Origin of the sequence: Mycobacterium sp. 1164966.3 (assembly GCF_001665395.1) — a bacterium.
Classification (GTDB): Bacteria; Actinomycetota; Actinomycetes; order Mycobacteriales; family Mycobacteriaceae; genus Mycobacterium.
The window spans coordinates 14,698-35,259 of sequence record NZ_LZSG01000067.1 but is presented as its reverse complement, the minus strand read 5'-3'; the positions used below and the strand labels follow the sequence as shown (position 1 = coordinate 35,259).

Below are 20,562 nucleotides of genomic sequence, written 5' to 3'. Positions count from 1 at the left end.
ACAGTTACCTGATTGATGACGACGTGTGGGGGTCCCTGTGCACGTGCTGACCACCAGAGAATGCGTCGTCGTCACTGCGATCGCCGAGGCTCTGTTTTCGTCAAGCGAGCCAACCGGCGCAGCGACAACAGGGGTGGCGTCGTACGTGGACACTTTGCTGGCCCGGCTTCCGCTCGCCAAACGGGTGCAGCTGCGAACCCTGTTGCTGATGATCGAAGTCGGGACGGCAATACAGCGACGCGGCAGGCTGTTCTCAGCGGCAGCCCTCGACGAACGAGTTGCCCGGCTCCGCTCGTGGGAACTATCCGAGCGTTACCCCGTGCGCACCCAATTCGCCACGCTGCAGCGGATTTTCACCCTCGGTTACCTGGCAGACCCTGAAGTACAGCAGCGGATCGGCATTCCCGCCGGCATTCCGCAGCCACCCGCGCCGGTCCGGCGTTCGGCCGACCGACTGACCGCGGCCCCGCGGGTCCAGCGGCTCGAGCGGTATTTCTCGACCGATCACATCCTCACCGGCATCGAGCTGCCGATGTGGTTTCGGATACTCGCCGAAGCCCGGTTTCGAGTGAGTGCCCGCTACCTTCCCCGTGCGGCGTGGATCACCGCATGGAGCGTCGCTGCCACCGCGGTGGGGTCGATAGAGCGCGCCCGATACGATCGGCGCATCGCCGAAAGCGTCGTGGACCCACCGCCGATCATCATCCTGGGCCACTGGCGAACCGGCACCACACATCTGCACAACCTGTTGGGCCGCGACCCCGCGAACACGCACACAACTATGTATCAAGTGGTTTTCCCCACCACGTTCATGACGACCAGCCGCACGATCTTTCCTAAACTCACCGCCGGCTTCCTCTCGGAGACAAGAGGATTCGACAACATGGCGCAAGGCTGGGACGAGGAGGGCGAGGACGAGATCGCGCTGGCCAAGTTGACCGGGCTGTCGCCGTTCCTGTCGGTCATGATGCCCGACCGCTCGCCGAGATTCGAGCGTTACATCGACTTCCTCGAGGCCCGTGAGGACGAGCGCGACGAGTGGAAGGCAGCACTGCGCTGGTTCGTCGCAAAGGTCCGGATGCACTCCGGCGGACGGCGGCCCGTCGTGAAAAGCTGCCTGCACACCGCGCGGATCAGAATGTTGCTGGACGTGTTTCCCGACGCGAAATTCGTTCACATCCACCGGAATCCGTTCGTCGTAGCCGCGTCGACCGTGCACATGCGTGGCCACGTCGACTGGGACAACTTCCTGCAGGTGCCCAAAGCTGAGTACATCGCCGAACGTGCCAATCAGGTGGTGGTGGTCGGCCAGCGTCTCTACGAGCGCTTCTTCGAAGACCGCGCGCTCATCCCGCCCGAAAACTTCATCGAAGTAACCTACGCGGATCTCGACGCACGCCCGCGTGACGTCCTCGACCAGATCTACCGCCACCTCGACCTGCCGAAAGTACCTGAGTACGACGCCACTATCGGCAGATACCTCGACAGCTTGAAGGGATACCGAACAAACGTGTTGACCATCGACGACCACCTGGCCGATCTCGTGCGTAAACACTGGAGTTCCGTATTCACCGAGTACGGCTACTCGACCGACCATCGCGTATCATGACGTTCGGCGATTTCGTGCAGGAACATCTGCACTCGAGCACGCACTTAGCAAAGCGCCATGTCCATCCGCGGTTGCTGCACATGTTCGAAATCGCCGGAATGGACGCGGTTTTCACCCGCGCCCAGGGCGCCTACCTGTGGACCGACGACGGGCGTGAGTTTCTCGACATGCTCACCGGCGGCGGTGTCTACTTCGTCGGCCGCAATCATCCGCATGTGCGTGCGGCGCTGCGCGACGTCCTGGACATGGATCTGCCGAACCTGACCGCGGTCAACGCATCGGTGCTGGGCGGTCTACTCGCGGAACGCCTGTTGACCCTGGCCGGGCCGCCGTTCCAGAAGGTGGTGTTCGCGAACTCCGGTTCCGAGGCGGTGGACATCTGCCTCCGCTTCACCCGGCAGGTGACCGGGCGGCGTCGGTGGCTATACCTCGACGGTGCGTTTCACGGGCGCACCTATGGCGCTATCTCGTTGTGCGGCTTCGCCGAGATGAAGTCCGGCCAGGAACCGCTGATGCCGACGTGTACGCCGGTGCCGCGTGACGACATTGACACACTGCGCCGCGAGCTGGCATATGGTGACGTCGCGGCACTCGTCGTCGAGGCGGTTCAGGGCATGACTTGCGAGGCGGTGTCTTACGAGTACTTGCGCGCGGCGGAGCAGCTGTGCGAACGCTACGGCACGGTGTTTGTCATGGACGAGGTGCAAACGGGATTGGGACGGCTGGGTTCATGGTTCGCCTGCCACGCAGCAGGTGTTCGGCCACAGATGCTGACCATCAGCAAGATCCTGTCGGGCGGGGAGGCGCCGGTGAGTGCGGCGCTGCTCACCCAGGATATCTACGACCGCGTCTATGCCGACTTCAAGTCCGGGCCCATCTACTGGAATACCTACGCCGAGAACAACTTGTCCATGGCGGCCGGGCTGGCAACGTTGGAGGTGCTCGACGAGCTCGACGCACCCGCCCGCGCCAAGGCGCTGTCCGACCGGATTCGCAGCGGCCTGTGGGAACTGGCCGAACGATACGACGTCATCGACCGGATCACCGGTGCCGGACTGATCATCGGCATTCACTTCAAGACTTCGGCCCACCTGGCGTTGCGTGTTCAGCAGCGCATCCTGAGTGCCGCAGAGCCGGCCGGTTTCGCCGCCGCAGTGCATGTCGACCTGCACCGGCGCGGTATCTTGGTGCATATACCGGGTTTTGGGGTCAATGCGATCAAACTCCTTCCGCCGCTGATCCTCGAAGAGCCCGACGTACGGCGCTTCCTGGAAGCGTTCGAGGAGGTGCTGGCGGGATATCGTCGGCCGGTATCGGGACCAGTCGCCGGCCTGGCCGGCGGAGCGGCACGGCATGTGGTCCACGGTGTTCAGGCCAAGCTGGAGGCGCGACGGCCTGCGCCGAACATGAGTGTGGCGGCGCAAACCGCGCGTGTGCGTGTGCATTCCGAGTACGACCGGGCGCTGGCGCTCGAGTGCGATGTCTGCGTGGTGGGCTCCGGTCCGGCGGGTGTGGTGCTCGCGAAGCGCTTGGCGACGGCCGGGCTCGACGTGGTGGTGCTCGAAGCCGGACCCGTTCTGGCGCAGCACGACAAGGGTGGCGAGGCGGGGGAGACTCTGGCTCGGTTCTTCTGGGACGGTGGACTGCGCACTACCCGAGGCAACGTGAGACTGCCGACCCTGCAGGCACGATGCCTTGGTGGCGGCTCGGTGTTCGACTCCGCCATCCGTATGCGCGCCCCCGACTTCGTGTTCCGGCAATGGGCGGATGTGGATGGCGTCGACGGACTTTCGGCCGAAGTCATGGCCCGCCACTACGACGCGGTGGAGCGCTTCATGGGAGCGCATCCCGTCGGCGACGAGGTGCAGGGCCGTCGCAACGAACTGTTCCGCGCGGGCGCCGAATCGCTCGGGTATCGGGTCGAGCCGTTCTGTCGAAACGGTCAAAATTGCAGCGTCGTCTCCGAACTATTGGCCGCCGGCGGGCGGGTGTACACATCCGTGCATGTCGACAAGGCCGTCATGGACCGGAATCGTGTTCGCGGGGTGCGCGGTGCCGTCATCGATCCGATCACCGGGCGACGCACACACCGAGTCCGAGTCGACGCCCGGTGCACCGTGCTCTGCGCCGGGGCCCTGTCGTCGCCGCTGATCCTGCAGCGCAGTGGACACCGCGCCGATTGCCTCGGCGGTAACGTCCGAATGCACCCCAGTGCAATCGTTTTCGGAATCTTCGACGATGACGTGTCGCCGTGGAGTGGCGCAACGCAGGGCTATCATGTGACCGGGTCTCTCGACGAGGGCATCACGCTCGAGTCAGTGTGGTCCAGCCCTTCGGTACTCGGCGTCCCGCCTCTCGGCGTCGGAGCGGAGATCGGCCGGATGGCGCCGTGGGCGGTGTGGGTGAATGGCGCGGATTCGTTGGGAAGCGCGCGGATTCGGCCCGGCGGCGGGTCCTGCTTTCGCTACGACTTGGGTGCAGGCGACGTCAGCCGTCTGCAGGAGGGGATGGCGCGGCTTGTCGAGATGTTCTTCGCCGCCGGAGCGCGCAGTGTGCTTCCGGGGATCCACGGACTGGCGTCGCGGTACGACGATGTTGGGGCCGCGGACGTCATTCGCAGCGCACGCCTTGAGCCGCAGGATATTCCGGTCGCGTCCAACCATGTGTTCGGTTCGACGGCGATGGGTGCCGATCCGCGCAGGCATGTGACGGACTCATTCGGCGCTGTCTATGGTCTCGACGACGTCTATGTGTGCGACACGGGTTTGTTTCCATCCAGCCCGATGGCCAACCCGATGCTGACCGTGATGGCACTGGCCGACCGGCAAGCGGGTGTGCTCGTTGAGCGGTACGGGCGGTTAGGCCCGGTTCGACGCTAGCCGCTGTGACGCGCAGCTTCTTGGGCAAGCTGCAGTCGCGAGCTCAGCCCGAGCTTGGTGTAGATGTGGGTCAAGTGAGCGTGGACGGTCCGAGGTGACACGAAAAGCCGTGCGGCGATTTCCTTGTTGCCCAGGCCTTCGCTGACTAACTTCACGACGTCGTGTTCGGCTCGCGTCAGCGATGCCCACCCGCTACTGGCCCGCTTACGTTCGCCCCTGCGGCGTTGGGCGTAGGCGACCGCCTGGTCGAGTGACAGCGCAGCGCCCTCCGCCCATATCACGTCGAAGTCCTTGTCGCCCAGTGATTCCCGTACCACGGCCATACAGGCGTCGTCGATGTCTTCGAGAACTTTGAAGCGGACCATGCCCATCCGCTGGCGGGCTGCGTCGGCCGCAGCGAACAGTCGCGCCGATATCGGGTGATTTCCGGCGTCGGCGGCCGTAATCGCGAGGCAGTCGAGAGCAAACGGAATGAGTAGATCACCCTCGACCCGAGCGGCCAGGTCAAGTCCGTCGTAGGCGTCGCGTTCGGCGGAGTCGAGTTCTCCCTGCGCGATCTTTACGCGTGCCCGCGCTATCGTGGCCGCCGCCAGACTCCAGCCTTTGGTCAAGGACACCACGTCATCGGCCCACCGACGGGCCGCGGCCAGATCACCACAAGCCAACGGGGCCAAAGCCGCCCAGATGTGCATCGGCGCCAGCTGCGGGTCCATAGCGGTGCGTTCGCGCGCCGCTTCATACGCCTCCCACGCCGCGGACCCGTCGCCCACGGCCAGGTGGACGTGAGCCGACGCGGCGTAGACGATTCCCGAGTAGGTGTCAAAGAGGTCGGTTGCGCGTTCGAGGGCAACTTCGGCCGTCGTTCGGGCAGCGTCGATCTGACCCTGGTAGGCAAGCGCGATTGCTTGAATCGACGCTGCCTGCATCGAGAACATCGCTTCGCCGGCCGCTGTGGTTTCCTCGTCGACCTCGCGAAGCTGCGTAAGGGCGTTGGTCAGGTCGCCGCGTAAGATTTGCGCCCAACCCCGGACGTAGCGGCACTGGTGGGATACGAACACGTCACCGATCCTGTCGGCGATCTGGAGGGCTTCTTCGGCGGCGACCTGTCCCGCGACTACGGATTCGCCGAACAACAATGCGTACATTGCCTCTAGAGCGAGTGTCTGCCCCAGCCACCATGAATCGCCGATGTCACGCGCGATTTCCGCCGCTTCGGTGAAGTAGGTAACGCACAATTCGCGATCGTCGGCGGCGCGGCAGGCGCAGGCTGTCAGTGCTCGCGCTACCAGCGTCGGGTCGCCACATTCGCGCGTCCTCGGCAGGATTCGCTCCGCATCGTCGAGATCCACGGTCAGGCCCCGGAAAGACTCCAACACGACGCTGGCCACAGCAGCCCGCACCCGCGCCACCGGAGCATCGACACCGTCGCGGTCCGCATCGGAAAGCGCGGCTGCGAGCCAATTCAGCCCTTCTCGCATCAGGCCGCGCGACAACCAAAGAGATAACAGCGCCGACGCCAATGTCAGCGCAAGTTCGGTGTCACCGCTTTCCCGGCTCCATGCGAAAGCTGCTCGCAGATTGTCGATGTCGGTTCCGGCTGCGTCGATACGCCGTTGGTGGGCCGCGTCTGCCGGTGCATCGAGCAGACGGGCCATCGCGGTGTAGTGGTCGCGGTGACGAGCGCGGACGTCGTTGCCTTCGCGAGACTCGTGAAGCTTTTCTTGTGCGTACTGGCGGACGGTTTCCAGCAGCCGGTAGCGGGTGCCCTGCGGGCTGTCCTCGGCGACGACGAGCGACTTGTCGACGAGCAGCGTGAGCTGGTCGAGCACTTGATACCGCTCCATCTCACCGACAACTGCTTGGGCCGCGTCCAGGTCGAATCCGCCGAAAAACACTGCAAGCCTTCGGAAGAGCACCTGTTCGGGTTCGCTGAGCAATGCGTGCGACCAGTCGACGGATGCGCGCAGGGTCTGCTGGCGGCGTACGGCGGTGCGAGCTCCACCGGTCAGCAGGCGGAACGTGTCGTGCAGGCTGTGCAGGATTTCGTTCGGCGACAGGGCGCGGACCCGGGCCGCGGCGAGCTCGATGGCCAGCGGCAGGCCGTCCAGCCTGCGACATATTTCGGTGACGGTGTCTTTGTTGGTTGCGGCGATGCGGAAGTCGGGCTTGGTCCGTCGGGCGCGATCACTGAACAGTTCGACGGCTTCGTCGGCCAGCGACAGCGACGGTACCCGCCAGCTCACCTCGCCCGGAACGCCGATCGGTTCGCGACTGGTGGTCAGCAAGGTCAATGCCGGACAGCCGGCAAGCAAGGCGGCGATCAAATCGGCACTGGCGTCGAGTAGGTGTTCGCAATTGTCCAGCAGCATCAGCATGTGGCGATCGCGAATGAACCGCAGGATCAGCTCTGTGACGGGTTGACCGGGTTGGTCAGGCAGGCCCAACGCGCGAGCCACGGTCGTCGGTACCACGTCGGGGTCGGTGATCGGCGCCAGATCGACATACCAGACGCCGCCGGCGTATTCCGACGCAACTGACGCGGCGACCTGGACCGCCAGCCGCGTCTTACCGGCGCCGCCAGCGCCGGTCAGGGTGACGAGTCGGTTCTCGGCAAGTGCCGCGCGGATGTCTTTCATCTCTGATTGACGACCGATGAAGTTCGTCAGTTGCAGCGGAAGACGCTCGGCCGCAGCAGCATTCGACGTGCGTAGTGGTGGGAAGTCGTTTCGCAGGTCCGGATGGCACAGTTGGATTGCGCGTTCCGGGCGGGGTAGATCACGAAGGGCATGGGTACCAAGGTCGGTGAGGGTGACCTCCGGCGGAAATTGGTCGACGACAAGTGGTTCCGTCGTGCCTGACAACAACGTCTGACCACCGTGGGCCAAGTCGCGCAGGCGTGCGGCGCGGTTGATCGTCGGGCCGATGTAGTTGCCTTCGTCGCGCAGCTGTACGTCGCCGGTATGCACACCGATGCGCAGTTTGATCGGTGTCAACGCGGCCAGTTGCAGGTCGAGCGCGCAGGCGACGGCGTCGGCGGACCGCGTGAACGCGATGACGAAGCTGTCGCCCTCGCCCTGTTCGACAGGCCGTACACCGTTGTGCGTGGCGGTCGCCTTGGCAAGTACCTGGTCCAGGTGCGCGACCGCGGCCTTCATCGCCTCGGGCTGGGTTTCCCACAACCGCGTCGAACTCTCGACGTCGGCCAGTAGCAACGTCACGGTTCCGGTGGGCAGTTCAACCATCTCTGGGTCGCTTCGCTCTGATTCGCTCATGCTAGCCAGCATGTGGCGCGCCAGTGCTACGTATCATCGGCAAAATTGCCGATAGTTGCCGCTCGGGTATGCCTACGTCGCGTCCGGCCACCAGAGTTGTTTGCCCAGTTAGGGAGGGTGTGGCAAGGTCGGGAGCGTGAACGGGTCAACGGCTCTCGGTGGACTGGTGACGGCCACCGAGTGGTTTTCGTGCTGAGTTCCATGTTCAAAGGCCAAGGGGGATTGGACCCTTCGAAGCGGTTAGCGGTGGCGGCCGCCGCCGTCGTTTTGCTCGCCGGCTGCGGCAGTGGCGGAAACTCCGACGGAACGAGCGGTACATCCGGCTCCACAGCGCCATCACGGCCCCCGGTTGCGGCGGACGCCCTCGACGGGCTGTTGCTCAGTCCGGCCGAGATCGGTACCGCGATGGCGGCGGACGCCGAGGTGCCGGTCAAGGCGACGCTCACTCAGATGGCCGACACCAGCGCCGGAAAGCCAGACAAGAATTGCCGATTCACCCAACCGGCGGAGTCCACGATATACGCGAGCAGCGGGTGGAAAGCCGTGCGGTCGCAGGAGCTGCAGGAACCTGTGCCCAACTTTGCTCATCACGTCATCCAGGCCGTCGTGCAATTCCCTGACGCCAAGGGCGCTTCGAACTTCTTCAAGGCATCTGCCGAATTCTGGCCGCTGTGCGCCAACCACGAATACCAAGTCTTGTCGCCGGGCGGACCGGACAAGGTATTCACCATGGGACCGATCGACAACACCAACAACGTCCTGAGCACAACCGATACGCTGCAGGACGGCAATGGCTGGGCGTGCCAGCGCGCACTGACTGCAAGCAACAACGTCGTCGTCGACGTCGCCGCGTGCGCTACCAACCCCGCGGCCGGCGCCGCGGTCAACATCGCCCGCCAGATCGCTGACAAAGTGGGCAAGCTCTAGACGCGAGCGTCCGTACTTGTACACCGAAAAGCCGCTTTGGCCGGCATTTCAGGGACGCTCGCGAGCGGCACCCGGCACTATGAACGGGTGAAGCCGTTTCGTATCGAGGTTCCCGATGATGTTCTTGACGATTTGCGGTCGCGGTTGGCGCGCACCCGCTGGCCGGAGGCCGAATGTGTCGACGACTGGAGTCAGGGCATTCCACTCTCCTACACGCGTGAGTTGGCCGCGTATTGGGCCGACAGATATGACTGGCGTTCGCGGGAGGCCGCGCTGAACCGGTTTGATCAGTTCGTCACCGAAATCGATGGGCTCGACATCCATTTCATTCATCAGCGATCCCCGCATGAGGATGCTTTTCCGCTGGTGATCACTCATGGCTGGCCGGGCTCAATCGTCGAGTTCCACAAGGTGATTGAGCCGCTGACGAATCCGACCTCATACGGTGGGCGGCCCGAGGATGCTTTTCACGTGGTATGCCCGTCGCTGCCGGGATATGGGTTCTCGGGCAAGCCAACTCGCATGGGCTGGGGTGTCGAGAAGATAGCGCAGGCGTGGGAGACGCTGATGTTGCGGCTCGGCTATGAGCGTTACGGCGCCCAGGGTGGCGACTGGGGCGCCGCGGTCACCACGCAGATGGGCCGCGACAGTAGCCTTTCTGGAGGGCACTGCGCGGCCATCCATCTGAACATGCCGATCGGCAGGCCGACGGCCGAGGCGATGGCTGATCCGACTGAGGAAGAGCGGTACGCGCTGGCCGAATTGGCCAAGCACCGACAGTGGGGCACCGGCTATTCCAAGCAGCAGTCCACCCGGCCGCAGACGTTGGGCTATGGCCTGGTCGATTCGCCGGTGGGTCAACTGGCGTGGATCGTCGAGAAATTCGAAGCGTGGATGGACTGCGACGGCAACCCGGAGAACGTGCTCACCCGCGACGAGTTGCTCGACAACGTGATGGTGTACTGGGTGACCGGCACCGCCGCTTCCTCGGCGCGCCTGTACTGGGAGAGCTTCAAGGTCTGGGGCCAAATGGACCGCGTCGAATTGCCCACCGGCGTAGCCGCTTTCCCCGGTGAGCTGTTGAAGGCGCCGCGGCGCTGGTGCGAGCCGGTGTACAACATCACGCACTGGACCAGCATGCCGCGCGGCGGGCATTTCGCGGCATTCGAGCAACCCGAGCTGTTTGTCCACGACGTGCGCGCGTTCTTCGCGACGGTCCGGTGAGCAGTCCCGCGCAAGCGAGTGCCGGGTCGCTCTAGCCGGGCGGTGCGAAGAACTCCAGGGCAATCCCGTCGGGGTCGCGGAAGCTCAACCCCGAGCCGTAGGGCGCGTCCACAATGCCGCCGTGTTCGATGCCCAGCTCGGCGAGTCGGGTGACCCACTGATCCAACTCGGCGCGGTTCGCACACCCGAAGCCGATATGGTCCAATCCGACGCGGAATTCGCTGAATTTCTCGTCGGCCGCCGGACGGTCATGCTGATGGATACCGAACAACGTGCGGCCGTCGAGCAGCCACACCAGATGCCGAAAGCCCGCGTCGGTGTGTTCGTCAAGCACTGGTTCGCCCAGCAGCTTGCGGTACCAGGGGCCACTGATCTCGAGGTCACGAACGGTGACAGCGACATGGTTGAGCGCCGGGAAGGTCATGGGCCTAGACGATCCGCCGTCCGCGCCGCGCGCGTGAGCGCATGTCCCACAGGTAGAGCTGGTAACCGAAAATCCAGGCTCGGTGCGGAATCAGCCGGTCGGCCAGCCGCAGCGCGGACAGTAGCCATTCGAAGCGGCGCTGCTGCGACTCCGACCAGTTCAGCTGCATCAACGCCCGGAACTCGGGGGCCAGGAATCCCGTCGTCGCGAACAGATTCAACGGTCCACCCAGCTTTCGCAACGGCCAGGGCAGGAACGCCATCGAGGCCACCCCGTGCAGGTGCTCTCGGACCGGCGGGTCGATCTGCAGCTCGTCGAGCGAGCGCTTCCAATACTCGTCGAACGCGACCCGGTCCGGCGGCCACATGCGTTCGGGTATTTGCAGGGTGGTGCCCAGCCGCTTGGCGTCGAGATAGACGGCGTCGGCGCTGGCGTCGTCGAGCGGGCCGTGCAGGAACTCGTGCTGGTCGACGAAGTAGCGGTACAGGCACGCGGCCACCCACAGCTGCAATTTGGGGTCAAATGCGTTGTAGGACACCGGACTTGCCGATGTTGATCGCACCTGGCGGTGCGCGACGTCCACGGCGCCACGGATCAGTGCGCGGTCGGACTCGGTCCCGATGGTGGCTACCGCCAGGTAGGTGCCGGTGGTGCGGGCCCGCTTGAACGGATGCTTGTAGACGTTGCCGCTGTCCACCGGGCTTTCCAGCACGCCGTAACCGACGCCCGGCAACGACAGCTGCATGATCACGTTGGCGGCCGGCAATAAGGTCGCCGCCGGGTTCAACAGGTCGGCAACTCGGGTTGCGGGCCGCTTCATCGCTGATGCCCGCCGGATGGCGTCATAAGTGCGAGTAGACCACGTATGAGGCGCTGCCGGGCAGAATTTTTTCGACGGCCTGCGATTAGCGGGCCCGGAAACGGGCATGTTTGACGCATGTCAACTGAACCGTCGCCCGCCGACGCCGGTTCTCCACCGATTACCAGCCCCTATTCCGGGCTGTCGGAGGGAACTTTCAAGCACGACCCAGAGGTGTGGTGGCTGCTAGGTTCGCAGCTTTTCGTAGTTGTCATATTGGTCGTTCTGTTGGTCGTCTAGCCCGTTATGAGACGCTGCCGGGATGCTTGCCGCGACACGACAGCCCCAGGCCGTCGGTGTCGCCGCCGGCTACCTGGCCGACCTCGCGTTCGCTGACCCCGCGACGGGGCATCCGGTTGCGTTGTTCGGCACGGCCGCGACGCATTTGGAGCGGATCACCTACCGCGACCAGCGGATGGCCGGCGCGGTGCACGTGGGTCTCCTGGTCGGCGCGGTGGGATTGCTTGGCGTGACGCTGCAGCGCCGGCTTTCAGCCGTCGCGGCCACCGCGGTAGCCACCTGGATATCGGTGGGCGGAACGTCATTGGTGCGCACCGGCATTTTGATGTCGGAGTTGCTGGAAGGCAACGACATCCAGGGCGCCCGACGTCTGCTGCCGTCCTTGTGCGGGCGCGACCCAACCCGGCTGGACGGGTCCGGACTGATCCGCGCGGCGCTGGAATCGGTCGCCGAGAACACGTCCGACGCGCAGGTGGCGCCGTTGCTGTGGGCGGCGGTGGGAGGCGCGCCCGGCGTGCTGTGTTATCGCGCGATCAACACGCTGGACTCGATGATTGGTCACCGCTCGCCGCGGTACGCGCGATTCGGTTGGGCTGCAGCACGTCTCGATGATGTAGCCAACTACATAGCTGCCCGGGTGACAGCAAATCTGGTTGCGGTGTGCGCGCCGGTCATCGGAGGATCGCCGTCGGGTGCGGTGCGGGCCTGGCGGCGCGACGCCGCCCGTCATCCCAGCCCGAACGCCGGCGTCGTCGAGGCCGCTTTCGCGGGGGCGCTCGGCGTGCGGCTCGGCGGGCCTACTCAGTACCACCATGGGCTGCAGATCCGGCCGCAGTTGGGCGATGGCCGGGCACCCACGGTGGCCGATCTGCGCCGCGCGGTGCGGCTGTCGCGGGTAGTGCAGGCGGCCGCGGCGGTGCTCGCCGGGTTGCTGGCTTATCGTCGACGGCCGTAGCGGTCGGCGAGCTTCTGCTCCACGGTCATCGGAGCGTCGGGCCGGGGTGCCTTTTGCTTTTCCTGACGTCGGACACGCAGTTCGGAGTAGGCGAAATAACCCAAGCCGATCGGAGCGAGGATGCCGAACGAGATCCACTGGATGCCGTAGGACAGGAACGGGCCGGCGTCCAAGTGCGGCACGCCAATCACGCCGAGGCCGCCGGGTTGGTTGTCGACCAACTGCAGGTACGACCCGGCCAGCGGGACTTTGGTCAGAATCGCGATCTGTTGGGTGTTGATCGAATACACCTGCTGCACACCGTCTCTGGAGAACGGTTCCTTGAATTTGACGAGTGGCTCGGAGTTTCGCAGCCGCGCGGTGATACTCACCGTGCCCTCCGGCGCACGCGGGATCGGCGGCACGTGCGAGCCCTGCTCAGGACGCACGTAGCCACGATCGACCAGTACCGTCGGTCCGTCGTCGACGACGAAGGGCATGAGCACCTCGAACGCCTGGTCGCCCTCGACCACGCGCAACCGGGCCAGCACCTGAACGTCGGGCAGATAATGCCCCGTCGCCGTCACCTGGCGCCACTGCTGGTGCGGCGCCGGCGAATCCTGCTGCGGTAGCAGGGTTTTCAACGGCACCGGCGGGGTGTTCAGAGAGGTCTCGATTTGGTGGTTCTGCCGCGATGTCCTGGTGTTCTTTCCGAGCTGCCAGGGCGCGAGCACCGTGAAGCACAGGTAGGTGAAGGCGATGACCACCAGGATCAGCGCTATCCAGCCCGGCCGCAGCAGGAACGTCAGGCCCCGCGTCAAACGGGGCATCAACCGTGTCCGTTCTGCGCCAGTCGTTCGTCGACCCAGGCGTGCAGGCCGGGCAGGGCGGCCTCGATGACGTCGTAAACCTCCTCGAAGTCGTCATGGTCGCCGTAGTAGGGATCGTCGACGTCGAGGGCATAGGCTCCCGAACGCGGGTCGAATGACCGCAGCATGCGTATCCGCTCTTCGTCGACGCCGAGTTGCTGCAGCAAGCGAACGTGGTTACGTCCCAAAGCCACCAGCAGGTCGGCCGTCAGATGATCGTCGGCGACCTGGACGGCGCGATGATCGGTGGGATAGCCGTGGGCGTGCAGCACTCGCGCGGCCCGCACGTCGGCACCGCTGCCGACATGCCAGTCACCGGTCCCCGCGCTGGTCACCCGGACCGCATCGGCCAGACCACGCTCGCGGATCTGGTGTGCGAACATCTTCTCGGCCATCGGTGACCGGCAGATGTTGCCGGTGCACACGAACGTGACGTGCAGCGGATGGTCAGACACCCAGCGCCCTCCGCAGGTCGTCGATGGTTGCGGCGTGCGTCGCTGGGCTTGACCCGTCAGCGAAATCTGCCTGCCCGTAACCCCAGCCGACCACCACGGTGTCGATACCGTGGGCGGCCGCGCCATCCACGTCGTGGCTGCGGTCGCCGACCATCAGCACCCGTTCGGGCAGCGGCTCCAGCTGTGCCAGCGCGTGCGCCAGCACCTCTTCCTTGGTCTTGCGCGAGCCGTCGGGGCTGGCGCCGGCGATGACCTCGAAATGCTGGTCGAGGCCGAAGTGGGCGAGGATGCGCCGCGCTGTCGGCTCCAATTTGGAGGTGGCGACGGCCAGCCGGACGCCGGCGGCCCGCAGATCGGCCAGCAGGGTAGCGATGCCGTCGAACAGGGTGTTCATCGCCCAGCCCCGGCTGCCGTATTCGGCTCGGAAGGCGGCAATCGCGTCGTCGGCGCGCCCGTCCAGATCCATCGCGTGGAAGGTTTCGTCCATGGGCGGGCCGACGATGCGGGCGGTCAGGTCGCCCTCGGGTACCGGCGCACCGATGTGGCCGAGCGCGTGCAGGAAGCTGGCGACGATCCCCTCGGCGGAGTCGGTGAGGGTGCCGTCGAGGTCGAAGACGACCAGTTGCGGGGTCTTCGTCTCGCTCGGCCGCATCGTGTCAGTCACGCTCCCATTGTGGGTGATCCGGTGGCGGGTCAACCGGGAGGAGCACGGCTGCTAGCATTGCACAAGCGCTGAGCTAGCTCAGTGCTAACCTGGGTGTGGTGAAGACACTGTACCTGCGCAACGTGCCCGACGACGTCGTCGAGCGGCTGGAACGGCTCGCCGAACGCGACAGGACCTCAGTCTCGGCGGTCGCCGTGCGTGAGCTTGCCGAGGCTTCTCGGCGCGTGGACAATCCTGCCTTGCTCGGGGACCTGCCGGACGTCAATGTCAATATGGCCGAGCTGGTCGGTGATATGGACGCCGAGCGTGCCGGTCGATGATCGTGGTCGACGCCTCGGCTGCGTTGGCTGCCTTGCTCAACGATGGGCCGGCGCGCCACTTGATTGGCTCCGAGCGGGTACATGCCCCGCATCTGATTGATTCGGAGATCGTCAGCGGGCTGCGCAGGCAAGTTCAGCGAGATCGGGTAAGCGCGGCCCACGGGTGGACTGCGCTGCAGACATGGCGCCGGCTGGCCGTGACCCGCTACCCCGCATATGGCCTGTTCGAACGCATGTGGGAACTTCGCGAGGACTTGTCGGCGTACGACGCCACGTATGTCGCGCTGGCCGAAGCTCTCGATTGTGCGCTAGTGACAGCCGATGCACGGTTGGGTCGTGCCAGCCAAGTTCGATGCACGATGAGCGTGGTGCCCAGATAGCCGCCGCGCGGCGGCGCACTAATGTTTCGGGGATGGCGAGTCTGAGCTATCACGGCGATCAGGCCGTCACGCCGGGCATGCTGGACTTCGCCGTCAACGTGCGCGATACCCAGCCGCCGCAGTGGCTGCTGCAACGGCTGGCCGCGCGGCTGCCGGACCTGGCGCGCTATCCCAGCGCCGAGGACCTCCGGGAAGCCTGCGACGCCGTCGCCGAGCGCCACGGCTGCCGTCCCGACGAGGTCGCGCCGCTGGCCGGGGCGGCCGAGGGGTTCGCTCTGCTGCCCAATCTGCGGCCGGCGCGGGCGGCCATCATCGCGCCGTCGTTCACTGAACCGGCGCTGGCGCTGACCGCGGCGGGGGTGCCCGTGCAGCAGGTGGTGCTGAGCCCGCCGTTCCGGCTGGCCGACGCGGACGTGCCCGAAGATGCCGACCTGGTGGTGGTCGGCAACCCGACCAACCCGACCGCGGTGCTGCATCCCCGCGAGCAGTTGCTCAGGCTGCGGCGGCCGGGCCGGATTGTGGTGGTCGACGAGGCGTTCGCCGATTCGGTTCCTGGCGAACCGGAATCGCTGGCCGGCGAGTCGTTACCCGACGTGCTGGTGTTGCGCAGCCTGACCAAGACCTGGTCGCTGGCCGGGCTGCGGGTGGGCTACGCCCTCGGCGCGCCGCAGGTGCTGGCCCGGCTGACCGCGCGGCGCGCGCACTGGCCGCTGGGCACGTTGCAACTGGCGGCGATAGCGGCGTGCTGCGCGGCCGAAGCGGTCGCCCACGCTGCCGACGGGGCAGTGCGGTTGGCCGCGTTGCGCGCCCAGATGGCAGCCGGCCTGGAATCGGTGGGCGCCGACGTGGTCGACGGCCGGGCTCCGTTTGTGTTGTTCACCGTCCCTGACGCCGAAACGATACGAAAGAGCTTGCACAACAAGGGTATTGCTATTCGCCGCTGTGACACGTTCGTCGGGTTGGACGAGCATTATCTGCGCGCGGCGGTGCGCCCGGAGTGGCCGGCGCTGGTCGAGGCGATCGCTGAGATGCCCCGATGAGCGTGCGCCTGGCCGAAGTCATCGACGTGCTGGACGAGGCATACCCGCCGCGGCTTGCCGAGTCGTGGGATTCGGTCGGGCTGGTGTGCGGCGACCCCGACGAATTACTGGATTCGGTGACCGTCGCGGTGGACGCCACGGCCGCGGTGGTCGACGAGGTCCCCGACGGCGGCCTGCTGCTGGCGCATCATCCGCTGTTGCTGCGCGGCGTCGACTCCGTCGCGGCCAGCACCGCCAAGGGCGCGTTGGTACACCGCCTGATCCGTTCCGGCCGTTCACTTTTCACCGCCCATACCAACGCCGACTCGGCAGTGCCCGGCGTGTCCGACGCCTTGGCGGACGTGCTCGGCCTGACCGTCGAAGGGGTGCTCGAGCCGTCGTCGGGCGGCGCCGATCTGGACAAGTGGGTCATCTACGTCCCGCGCGAGAACGCCGAAGCCGTCCAGGCGGCGGTGTTCGAGGCCGGCGCCGGTCACATCGGCGACTATTCGCACTGCAGCTGGAGCGTGAGTGGCATCGGTCAGTTCCTGCCGCAGGAGGGGGCGTCGCCGGCGATCGGCAGCGTCGGCGCCGTCGAGCGGGTGGCCGAAGACCGGTTCGAAGTGGTCGCGCCGGCGCGGGCGCGGGCGGCGGTGCTGTCGGCCATGCGCGCCGCGCATCCGTACGAGGAACCGGCGTTCGACATCTTCGCCCTGGTACCGCCGCCGTCGGGTACCGGCTTGGGGCGCGTCGGTACTCTGATGCGGCCGAAACCGTTGCGCGCCTTCGTCTCCCGGGTCCACGCCGCCTTGCCGAAGACATCCTGGGGAGTGCGTGCCGGGGGAGACCCCGACATGCTGGTATCGCGGGTAGCGGTATGCGGTGGCGCCGGCGACTCGCTGCTGCGAGCCGCGGCCGCCGCGGATGTGCAGGCCTACGTCACGGCCGATCTGCGGCACCATCCGGCCGACGAGCACCTGCGGGCCTCGGATGTCGCGCTGATCGACGTCGCCCACTGGGCAAGCGAATTCCCGTGGTGCGGCCAGGCTGCCGAGTTGCTGCGGCGCAAGTTCAATGAGGCACTTTCGGTTCGGGTGTGCAGTGTCCGCACCGACCCGTGGAACTTGGAAACAGAGTGGGCGGACGAGGTCAGTGATGAAAGCTGAAGTAGCACAGCAACGATCGCTGCTGGAGTTGACCGAGCTGGATGCTGAGCTGTCCCGGATCGAGCACCGTGCCAGCCATCTGCCGCAGCGGGAGGCGTGCGAGCGATTGCGGGCGGAATATGACACGGCCAATGATCGGCTGGGCGCCCTGCGAATCGCGGTGGAGGATCTGGACGCCGAGGTGTCGCGCTTCGAGTCGGAGATCGATGCGGTGCGTCAGCGCGAAGACCGGGACCGGTCGTTGCTCAAGTCGGGTGCCACGGACGCCAAGCAATTGGCGGATTTGCAACACGAGCTGGAGACTCTGCAACGCCGTCAGACCAGCCTGGAAGATTCCCTGCTGGAGGTGATGGAGCACCGCGAGGAACTGCAGGAGCAGCTCGCCGCCGAGCTGAAAGCGATCGAGGCGCTGCAGGCCGATCTGGCCAACGCCCAGCAGGCCCTCGATGCCGCGGTCGGCGATATCGACCAGGCCCGTCAGCAACGTTCGTCACGACGCGACCAGCTGGCAGCGGCACTGGACCCCGCCCTTTCCGCGCTCTACGAACGACAGCGTGCCCGCGGGGGACCCGGCGCTGGGCCATTGCAGGGACATCGCTGCGGCGCCTGCCGGATCGAGATCGGCCGCGGCGAGCTGGCTCGCATCACCGCGGCCGCCGAAGACGACGTCGTTCGCTGCCCGGAATGTGGCGCTATTCTGCTGCGGGTCAAGGAATTTCAGCAGTGAAGGTGCGCATCGAGGCTGACGGGGGATCGCGCGGGAACCCCGGGCCGGCCGGATACGGCGCGGTGGTCCGCAGCGCGGACGGCGCCACCGTACTGGCCGAGACCAAGGAGGCCATCGGCCGCGCGACCAACAACGTGGCCGAGTATCGAGGCCTGATCGCGGGTCTGGACGCTGCTGTGAAACTGGGCGCCACCGAGGCGGCCGTCTCCATGGACTCCAAATTGGTCGTGGAGCAGATGTCCGGCCGGTGGAAGGTCAAGAACCATGGCCTCGCGAACCTTTACGCGCAGGCGCGAGCGCTGGCGTCGCGATTCGACCGGATCAGCTACAGCTGGATTCCGCGGGAGCGCAATTCGCATGCCGACCGGCTGGCCAACGAGGCGATGGACGCCGCGGCCATTGTGGCCGAAGAGGCATCGGTAATTGGGTCCTCGAAAGATGTTGCGCCCCAGTCTCCGCCGGGCTGGACCGGTGCTCGGGGTACGCCGACCAGGATGCTGCTGTTGCGCCACGGGCAGACCGAGTTGTCGGTGCAGCGCCGCTACTCCGGGCGCGGCAATCCGGCGCTTACCGAGCTGGGACGGCAGCAGGCCGGGGCCGCGGCACGTTATCTGGCAGAGCGCGGCGGGATCGCCGCGGTGATTTCGTCGCCGCTGCAGCGCGCTTACGACACGGCGGCGGCAGCGGCCAAGGCGCTCGGGCTGGACGTGACCGTCGACGACGATTTGATCGAGACCGACTTCGGGGCCTGGGAAGGGTTGACTTTTGCCGAGGCCGCTCAGCGCGATCCGGAGCTGCATCGTCGCTGGCTGCGCGACACCAGCACGGAACCGCCGGGCGGGGAGAGCTTCGACGCCGCACTGGAGCGGGTGCGCCGGGCCCGCGAACGGATCATCGCGGGATACCAAGGTGCCACGGTGCTGGTGGTGTCGCACGTGACGCCGATCAAGATGCTGCTGCGGCTCGCGCTGGATGCCGGGCCGGGCATCCTGTATCGGCTGCACCTCGACCTGGCGTCGCTCAGCATCGCCGAATTCTATTCCGACGGAGCATCTTCGGTGCGCTTGGTGAACCAGACGGGTTACCTCTAGCGCCGCTTGCGGGCAAGTGCCCCATCAGAAGGACTGTTGCAGTTACCGAAGTTCGTGGGTGGCCGGACGTCGGTGCATCGCTGGCACCGCTTGGGCCCGGCTCACAGCGACCTTTGTGGCGCGTCAGTCGCCCGCGGTTTCCTGATCTCGGGTTTGGTTGTGATTTCTTGGCTTTGAGCGTGAATCCTGGGCTTTGCGTGTGAAGCCTGGGCGGAGGATCAGCGCCGATTCCCACCCTACAGTCACACCGAAAGCCGTAAGTTCACACCGAAAGCCGTCAGCTCACACCGAAAGCCGTTAATCCCATTGGGCCTGGCGATGGGCCGACCGCCACTCGAAACCTCTGCTTATAGCAAGAGTGCTGCAGAGCACCAAATCCGCTGTTTCTGTGAAGCTTTCACGTATGCTCACGCGAGGTTCTGTTTGACGAACGACGCCAGTGCCGCGGCGAGTTGAGCGGAGAACGGCAACGGCTTGGTGTAGTTGCCCGCTGTTTTGCTGGAATCCTCCTTGAGGACATGGCTCACGCCGGTCAAGTGCACGTAATCGGTTTTGGTCCCGGCATTGGTCAGGCCGGACACCAGGTGGTCGACGTCTTCGCAGCTGATCTGTGTGTCCGCGTCGCTGCACGCGACGAGTACCGGCATGCCGCTGGGCAGCTTGCCGGCCAAGTCCGCCGGATCGATGGGATCTTCCTGCTGCAAAAACCGCGCGTTGGCGGGGTTGATGACCGGCTTCAGTCCGGCTGGTTCGTCGGGCGAGACGTTTCCGGTCGCGCGGAACTCCGCGATGGCTCGGTCAATCGCCGCGGTGCTCTCGGCGGCCTGCGCGGCGGAGAGTTGTCCAGCCTTGACCGCGGCGCCGGCCTGCGCGTGCGCCTGCAGGGATATGTGATCGAGGATGCGCCGGCTCTGCGGCTCCAGCAGACCCAGGGCCCGCACCGGCGGAGTGGTTCCGGGCGCGGCAGTGGCCAGCAGCAGCGCATACAGGGCGCCCTCGCTGTGGCCGATCACCATCAGATGATCACGATCGACGCCGGAGTGGCCGGCCAGGAACTCGAGCGCAGCGGTCGCTTCATCTTGAAAAACAGCCATGTCGAGTTTCGCCGGGTCGCTGGCGTAGGGCCCCAGGCCGGTCTCACCGGTGCCGAGCTTGTCGTAGCGCAAGCTGGCCACGCCGTTGTCGGACAGGGTGTTGGCGAGGTTCCGCAGGGTGTCGATTGGGCCGGGCATGATGGCTGAGTCTCCGTTGCGGTCCGTCGGCCCGCTGCCGGCGATCAGCAGTGCGCCCGGCACCGGCCTACCCTCGCCGGCGGGGTGACGAAGCGTGCCGTAGACCGTCATCTCTCCCACCGGAAACCTGACGGCATCCTCCACCCACGAGGCCGCTGCGGATCCGGTCGTCGACGGCCCAGCCGATCTGGGCGAATGTGAGGCGCATCCCGCCGCCGCGATACCAGCCACAGCCAGCACCGCGCTGGTCAACCTGAGCAGCAACATCGTC

At 66.0% G+C, this 20,562-nt stretch carries 18 protein-coding genes; 11 read left to right on the top strand and 7 right to left on the bottom strand.

Annotated elements, in window-relative coordinates; genetic code table 11:
- Positions 1–25 precede the first annotated feature (25 nt).
- A complete protein-coding gene (locus tag A9W99_RS24130) occupies positions 26–1,609 on the top strand; it encodes a sulfotransferase (protein WP_156623265.1) in 1,584 nt (527 codons plus the stop codon).
- Positions 1,606–4,488 (top strand): aminotransferase class III-fold pyridoxal phosphate-dependent enzyme, encoded by a 2,883-nt coding sequence (locus A9W99_RS24125; protein ID WP_067384414.1) that lies wholly within the window; start codon positions 1,606–1,608, stop codon positions 4,486–4,488. Before A9W99_RS24130 ends, A9W99_RS24125 begins: the two co-directional genes overlap by 4 nt.
- On the opposite strand, the gene A9W99_RS24120 is transcribed toward A9W99_RS24125, so the two are convergent.
- The gene (locus tag A9W99_RS24120) at positions 4,485–7,760 is read right to left on the bottom strand and encodes a LuxR C-terminal-related transcriptional regulator (protein WP_253870345.1); all 3,276 of its coding nucleotides are present in this window, start codon (positions 7,758–7,760) and stop codon (positions 4,485–4,487) included. The two genes, A9W99_RS24125 and A9W99_RS24120, sit on opposite strands and share 4 nt — an antisense overlap.
- 201 nt (positions 7,761–7,961) lie before the next feature.
- Here A9W99_RS24120 and A9W99_RS24115 point away from each other — a divergent pair, with 201 nt between their 5' ends.
- Both A9W99_RS24115 and A9W99_RS24110 read left to right on the top strand, forming a co-directional pair.
- Complete coding sequence (locus tag A9W99_RS24115; RefSeq protein WP_067384590.1) at positions 7,962–8,687, top strand: sensor domain-containing protein; 726 nt, start codon at positions 7,962–7,964, stop codon at positions 8,685–8,687.
- Between the two features lie 87 nt (positions 8,688–8,774).
- Positions 8,775–9,911 carry an epoxide hydrolase family protein gene (locus A9W99_RS24110; RefSeq protein WP_067384588.1) on the top strand — a complete coding sequence of 379 codons (1,137 nt, stop codon included), beginning with the start codon at positions 8,775–8,777 and terminating at the stop codon, positions 9,909–9,911.
- Between the two features lie 31 nt (positions 9,912–9,942).
- Here A9W99_RS24110 and A9W99_RS24105 read toward each other — a convergent pair whose 3' ends face one another.
- Together A9W99_RS24105 and A9W99_RS24100 are read right to left on the bottom strand one after the other, a co-directional pair.
- Entirely contained in the window at positions 9,943–10,335 is a 393-nt protein-coding gene (locus tag A9W99_RS24105; RefSeq protein ID WP_067384411.1) for a VOC family protein, read from the bottom strand.
- A 4-nt stretch (positions 10,336–10,339) separates the two neighbouring features.
- Positions 10,340–11,155 carry an oxygenase MpaB family protein gene (locus A9W99_RS24100; protein ID WP_067384409.1) on the bottom strand — a complete coding sequence of 272 codons (816 nt, stop codon included), beginning with the start codon at positions 11,153–11,155 and terminating at the stop codon, positions 10,340–10,342.
- 301 nt (positions 11,156–11,456) lie between these two features.
- On the opposite strand from A9W99_RS24100, the gene A9W99_RS24095 reads away from it, so the two are divergent.
- Entirely contained in the window at positions 11,457–12,389 is a 933-nt protein-coding gene (locus A9W99_RS24095) for a cobalamin biosynthesis protein (RefSeq protein ID WP_067384406.1), read from the top strand.
- On the opposite strand, the gene A9W99_RS24090 is transcribed toward A9W99_RS24095, so the two are convergent.
- The 3 genes from A9W99_RS24090 to A9W99_RS24080 are packed head-to-tail and all read right to left on the bottom strand — an operon-like array spanning position 12,371 to position 14,344.
- Entirely contained in the window at positions 12,371–13,198 is an 828-nt protein-coding gene (locus tag A9W99_RS24090; RefSeq protein ID WP_067384404.1) for an SURF1 family protein, read from the bottom strand. The genes A9W99_RS24095 and A9W99_RS24090 overlap by 19 nt on opposite strands.
- Positions 13,198–13,692 carry a low molecular weight protein-tyrosine-phosphatase gene (locus A9W99_RS24085; RefSeq protein ID WP_067384403.1) on the bottom strand — a complete coding sequence of 165 codons (495 nt, stop codon included), beginning with the start codon at positions 13,690–13,692 and terminating at the stop codon, positions 13,198–13,200. Before A9W99_RS24085 ends, A9W99_RS24090 begins: the two co-directional genes overlap by 1 nt.
- A complete protein-coding gene (locus A9W99_RS24080) occupies positions 13,685–14,344 on the bottom strand; it encodes an HAD-IA family hydrolase (protein WP_067384586.1) in 660 nt (219 codons plus the stop codon). The genes A9W99_RS24085 and A9W99_RS24080 overlap by 8 nt, the downstream gene beginning before the upstream one ends.
- A 110-nt stretch (positions 14,345–14,454) precedes the next feature.
- On the opposite strand from A9W99_RS24080, the gene A9W99_RS24075 reads away from it, so the two are divergent.
- From A9W99_RS24075 to A9W99_RS24050, 6 genes are read left to right on the top strand one after another with little or no spacing between them, the layout of a single operon-like run.
- On the top strand, positions 14,455–14,676 hold the full coding sequence (locus A9W99_RS24075) for an antitoxin (protein WP_067384583.1): 222 nt from the start codon (positions 14,455–14,457) through the stop codon (positions 14,674–14,676).
- Positions 14,673–15,056 carry a type II toxin-antitoxin system VapC family toxin gene (locus tag A9W99_RS24070; protein ID WP_067384401.1) on the top strand — a complete coding sequence of 128 codons (384 nt, stop codon included), beginning with the start codon at positions 14,673–14,675 and terminating at the stop codon, positions 15,054–15,056. The genes A9W99_RS24075 and A9W99_RS24070 overlap by 4 nt, the downstream gene beginning before the upstream one ends.
- A gap of 32 nt (positions 15,057–15,088) precedes the next feature.
- On the top strand, positions 15,089–16,096 hold the full coding sequence (gene cobC / locus A9W99_RS24065) for an Rv2231c family pyridoxal phosphate-dependent protein CobC (RefSeq protein ID WP_067384396.1): 1,008 nt from the start codon (positions 15,089–15,091) through the stop codon (positions 16,094–16,096).
- Positions 16,093–17,241 carry a Nif3-like dinuclear metal center hexameric protein gene (locus A9W99_RS24060; protein WP_067384394.1) on the top strand — a complete coding sequence of 383 codons (1,149 nt, stop codon included), beginning with the start codon at positions 16,093–16,095 and terminating at the stop codon, positions 17,239–17,241. The genes cobC and A9W99_RS24060 overlap by 4 nt, the downstream gene beginning before the upstream one ends.
- Complete coding sequence (locus tag A9W99_RS24055) at positions 17,231–17,968, top strand: zinc ribbon domain-containing protein (protein ID WP_067384392.1); 738 nt, start codon at positions 17,231–17,233, stop codon at positions 17,966–17,968. The genes A9W99_RS24060 and A9W99_RS24055 overlap by 11 nt, the downstream gene beginning before the upstream one ends.
- Positions 17,965–19,059, top strand: coding sequence for a bifunctional RNase H/acid phosphatase (locus tag A9W99_RS24050; protein WP_067384389.1), 1,095 nt, complete (start codon positions 17,965–17,967; stop codon positions 19,057–19,059). Before A9W99_RS24055 ends, A9W99_RS24050 begins: the two co-directional genes overlap by 4 nt.
- Before the next feature lie 407 nt (positions 19,060–19,466).
- Here the strand turns inward: A9W99_RS24050 and A9W99_RS24045 are convergent, their stop codons facing one another.
- Complete coding sequence (locus A9W99_RS24045; protein ID WP_253870341.1) at positions 19,467–20,558, bottom strand: S9 family peptidase; 1,092 nt, start codon at positions 20,556–20,558, stop codon at positions 19,467–19,469.
- Between the last annotated feature and the right edge of the window lie 4 nt (positions 20,559–20,562).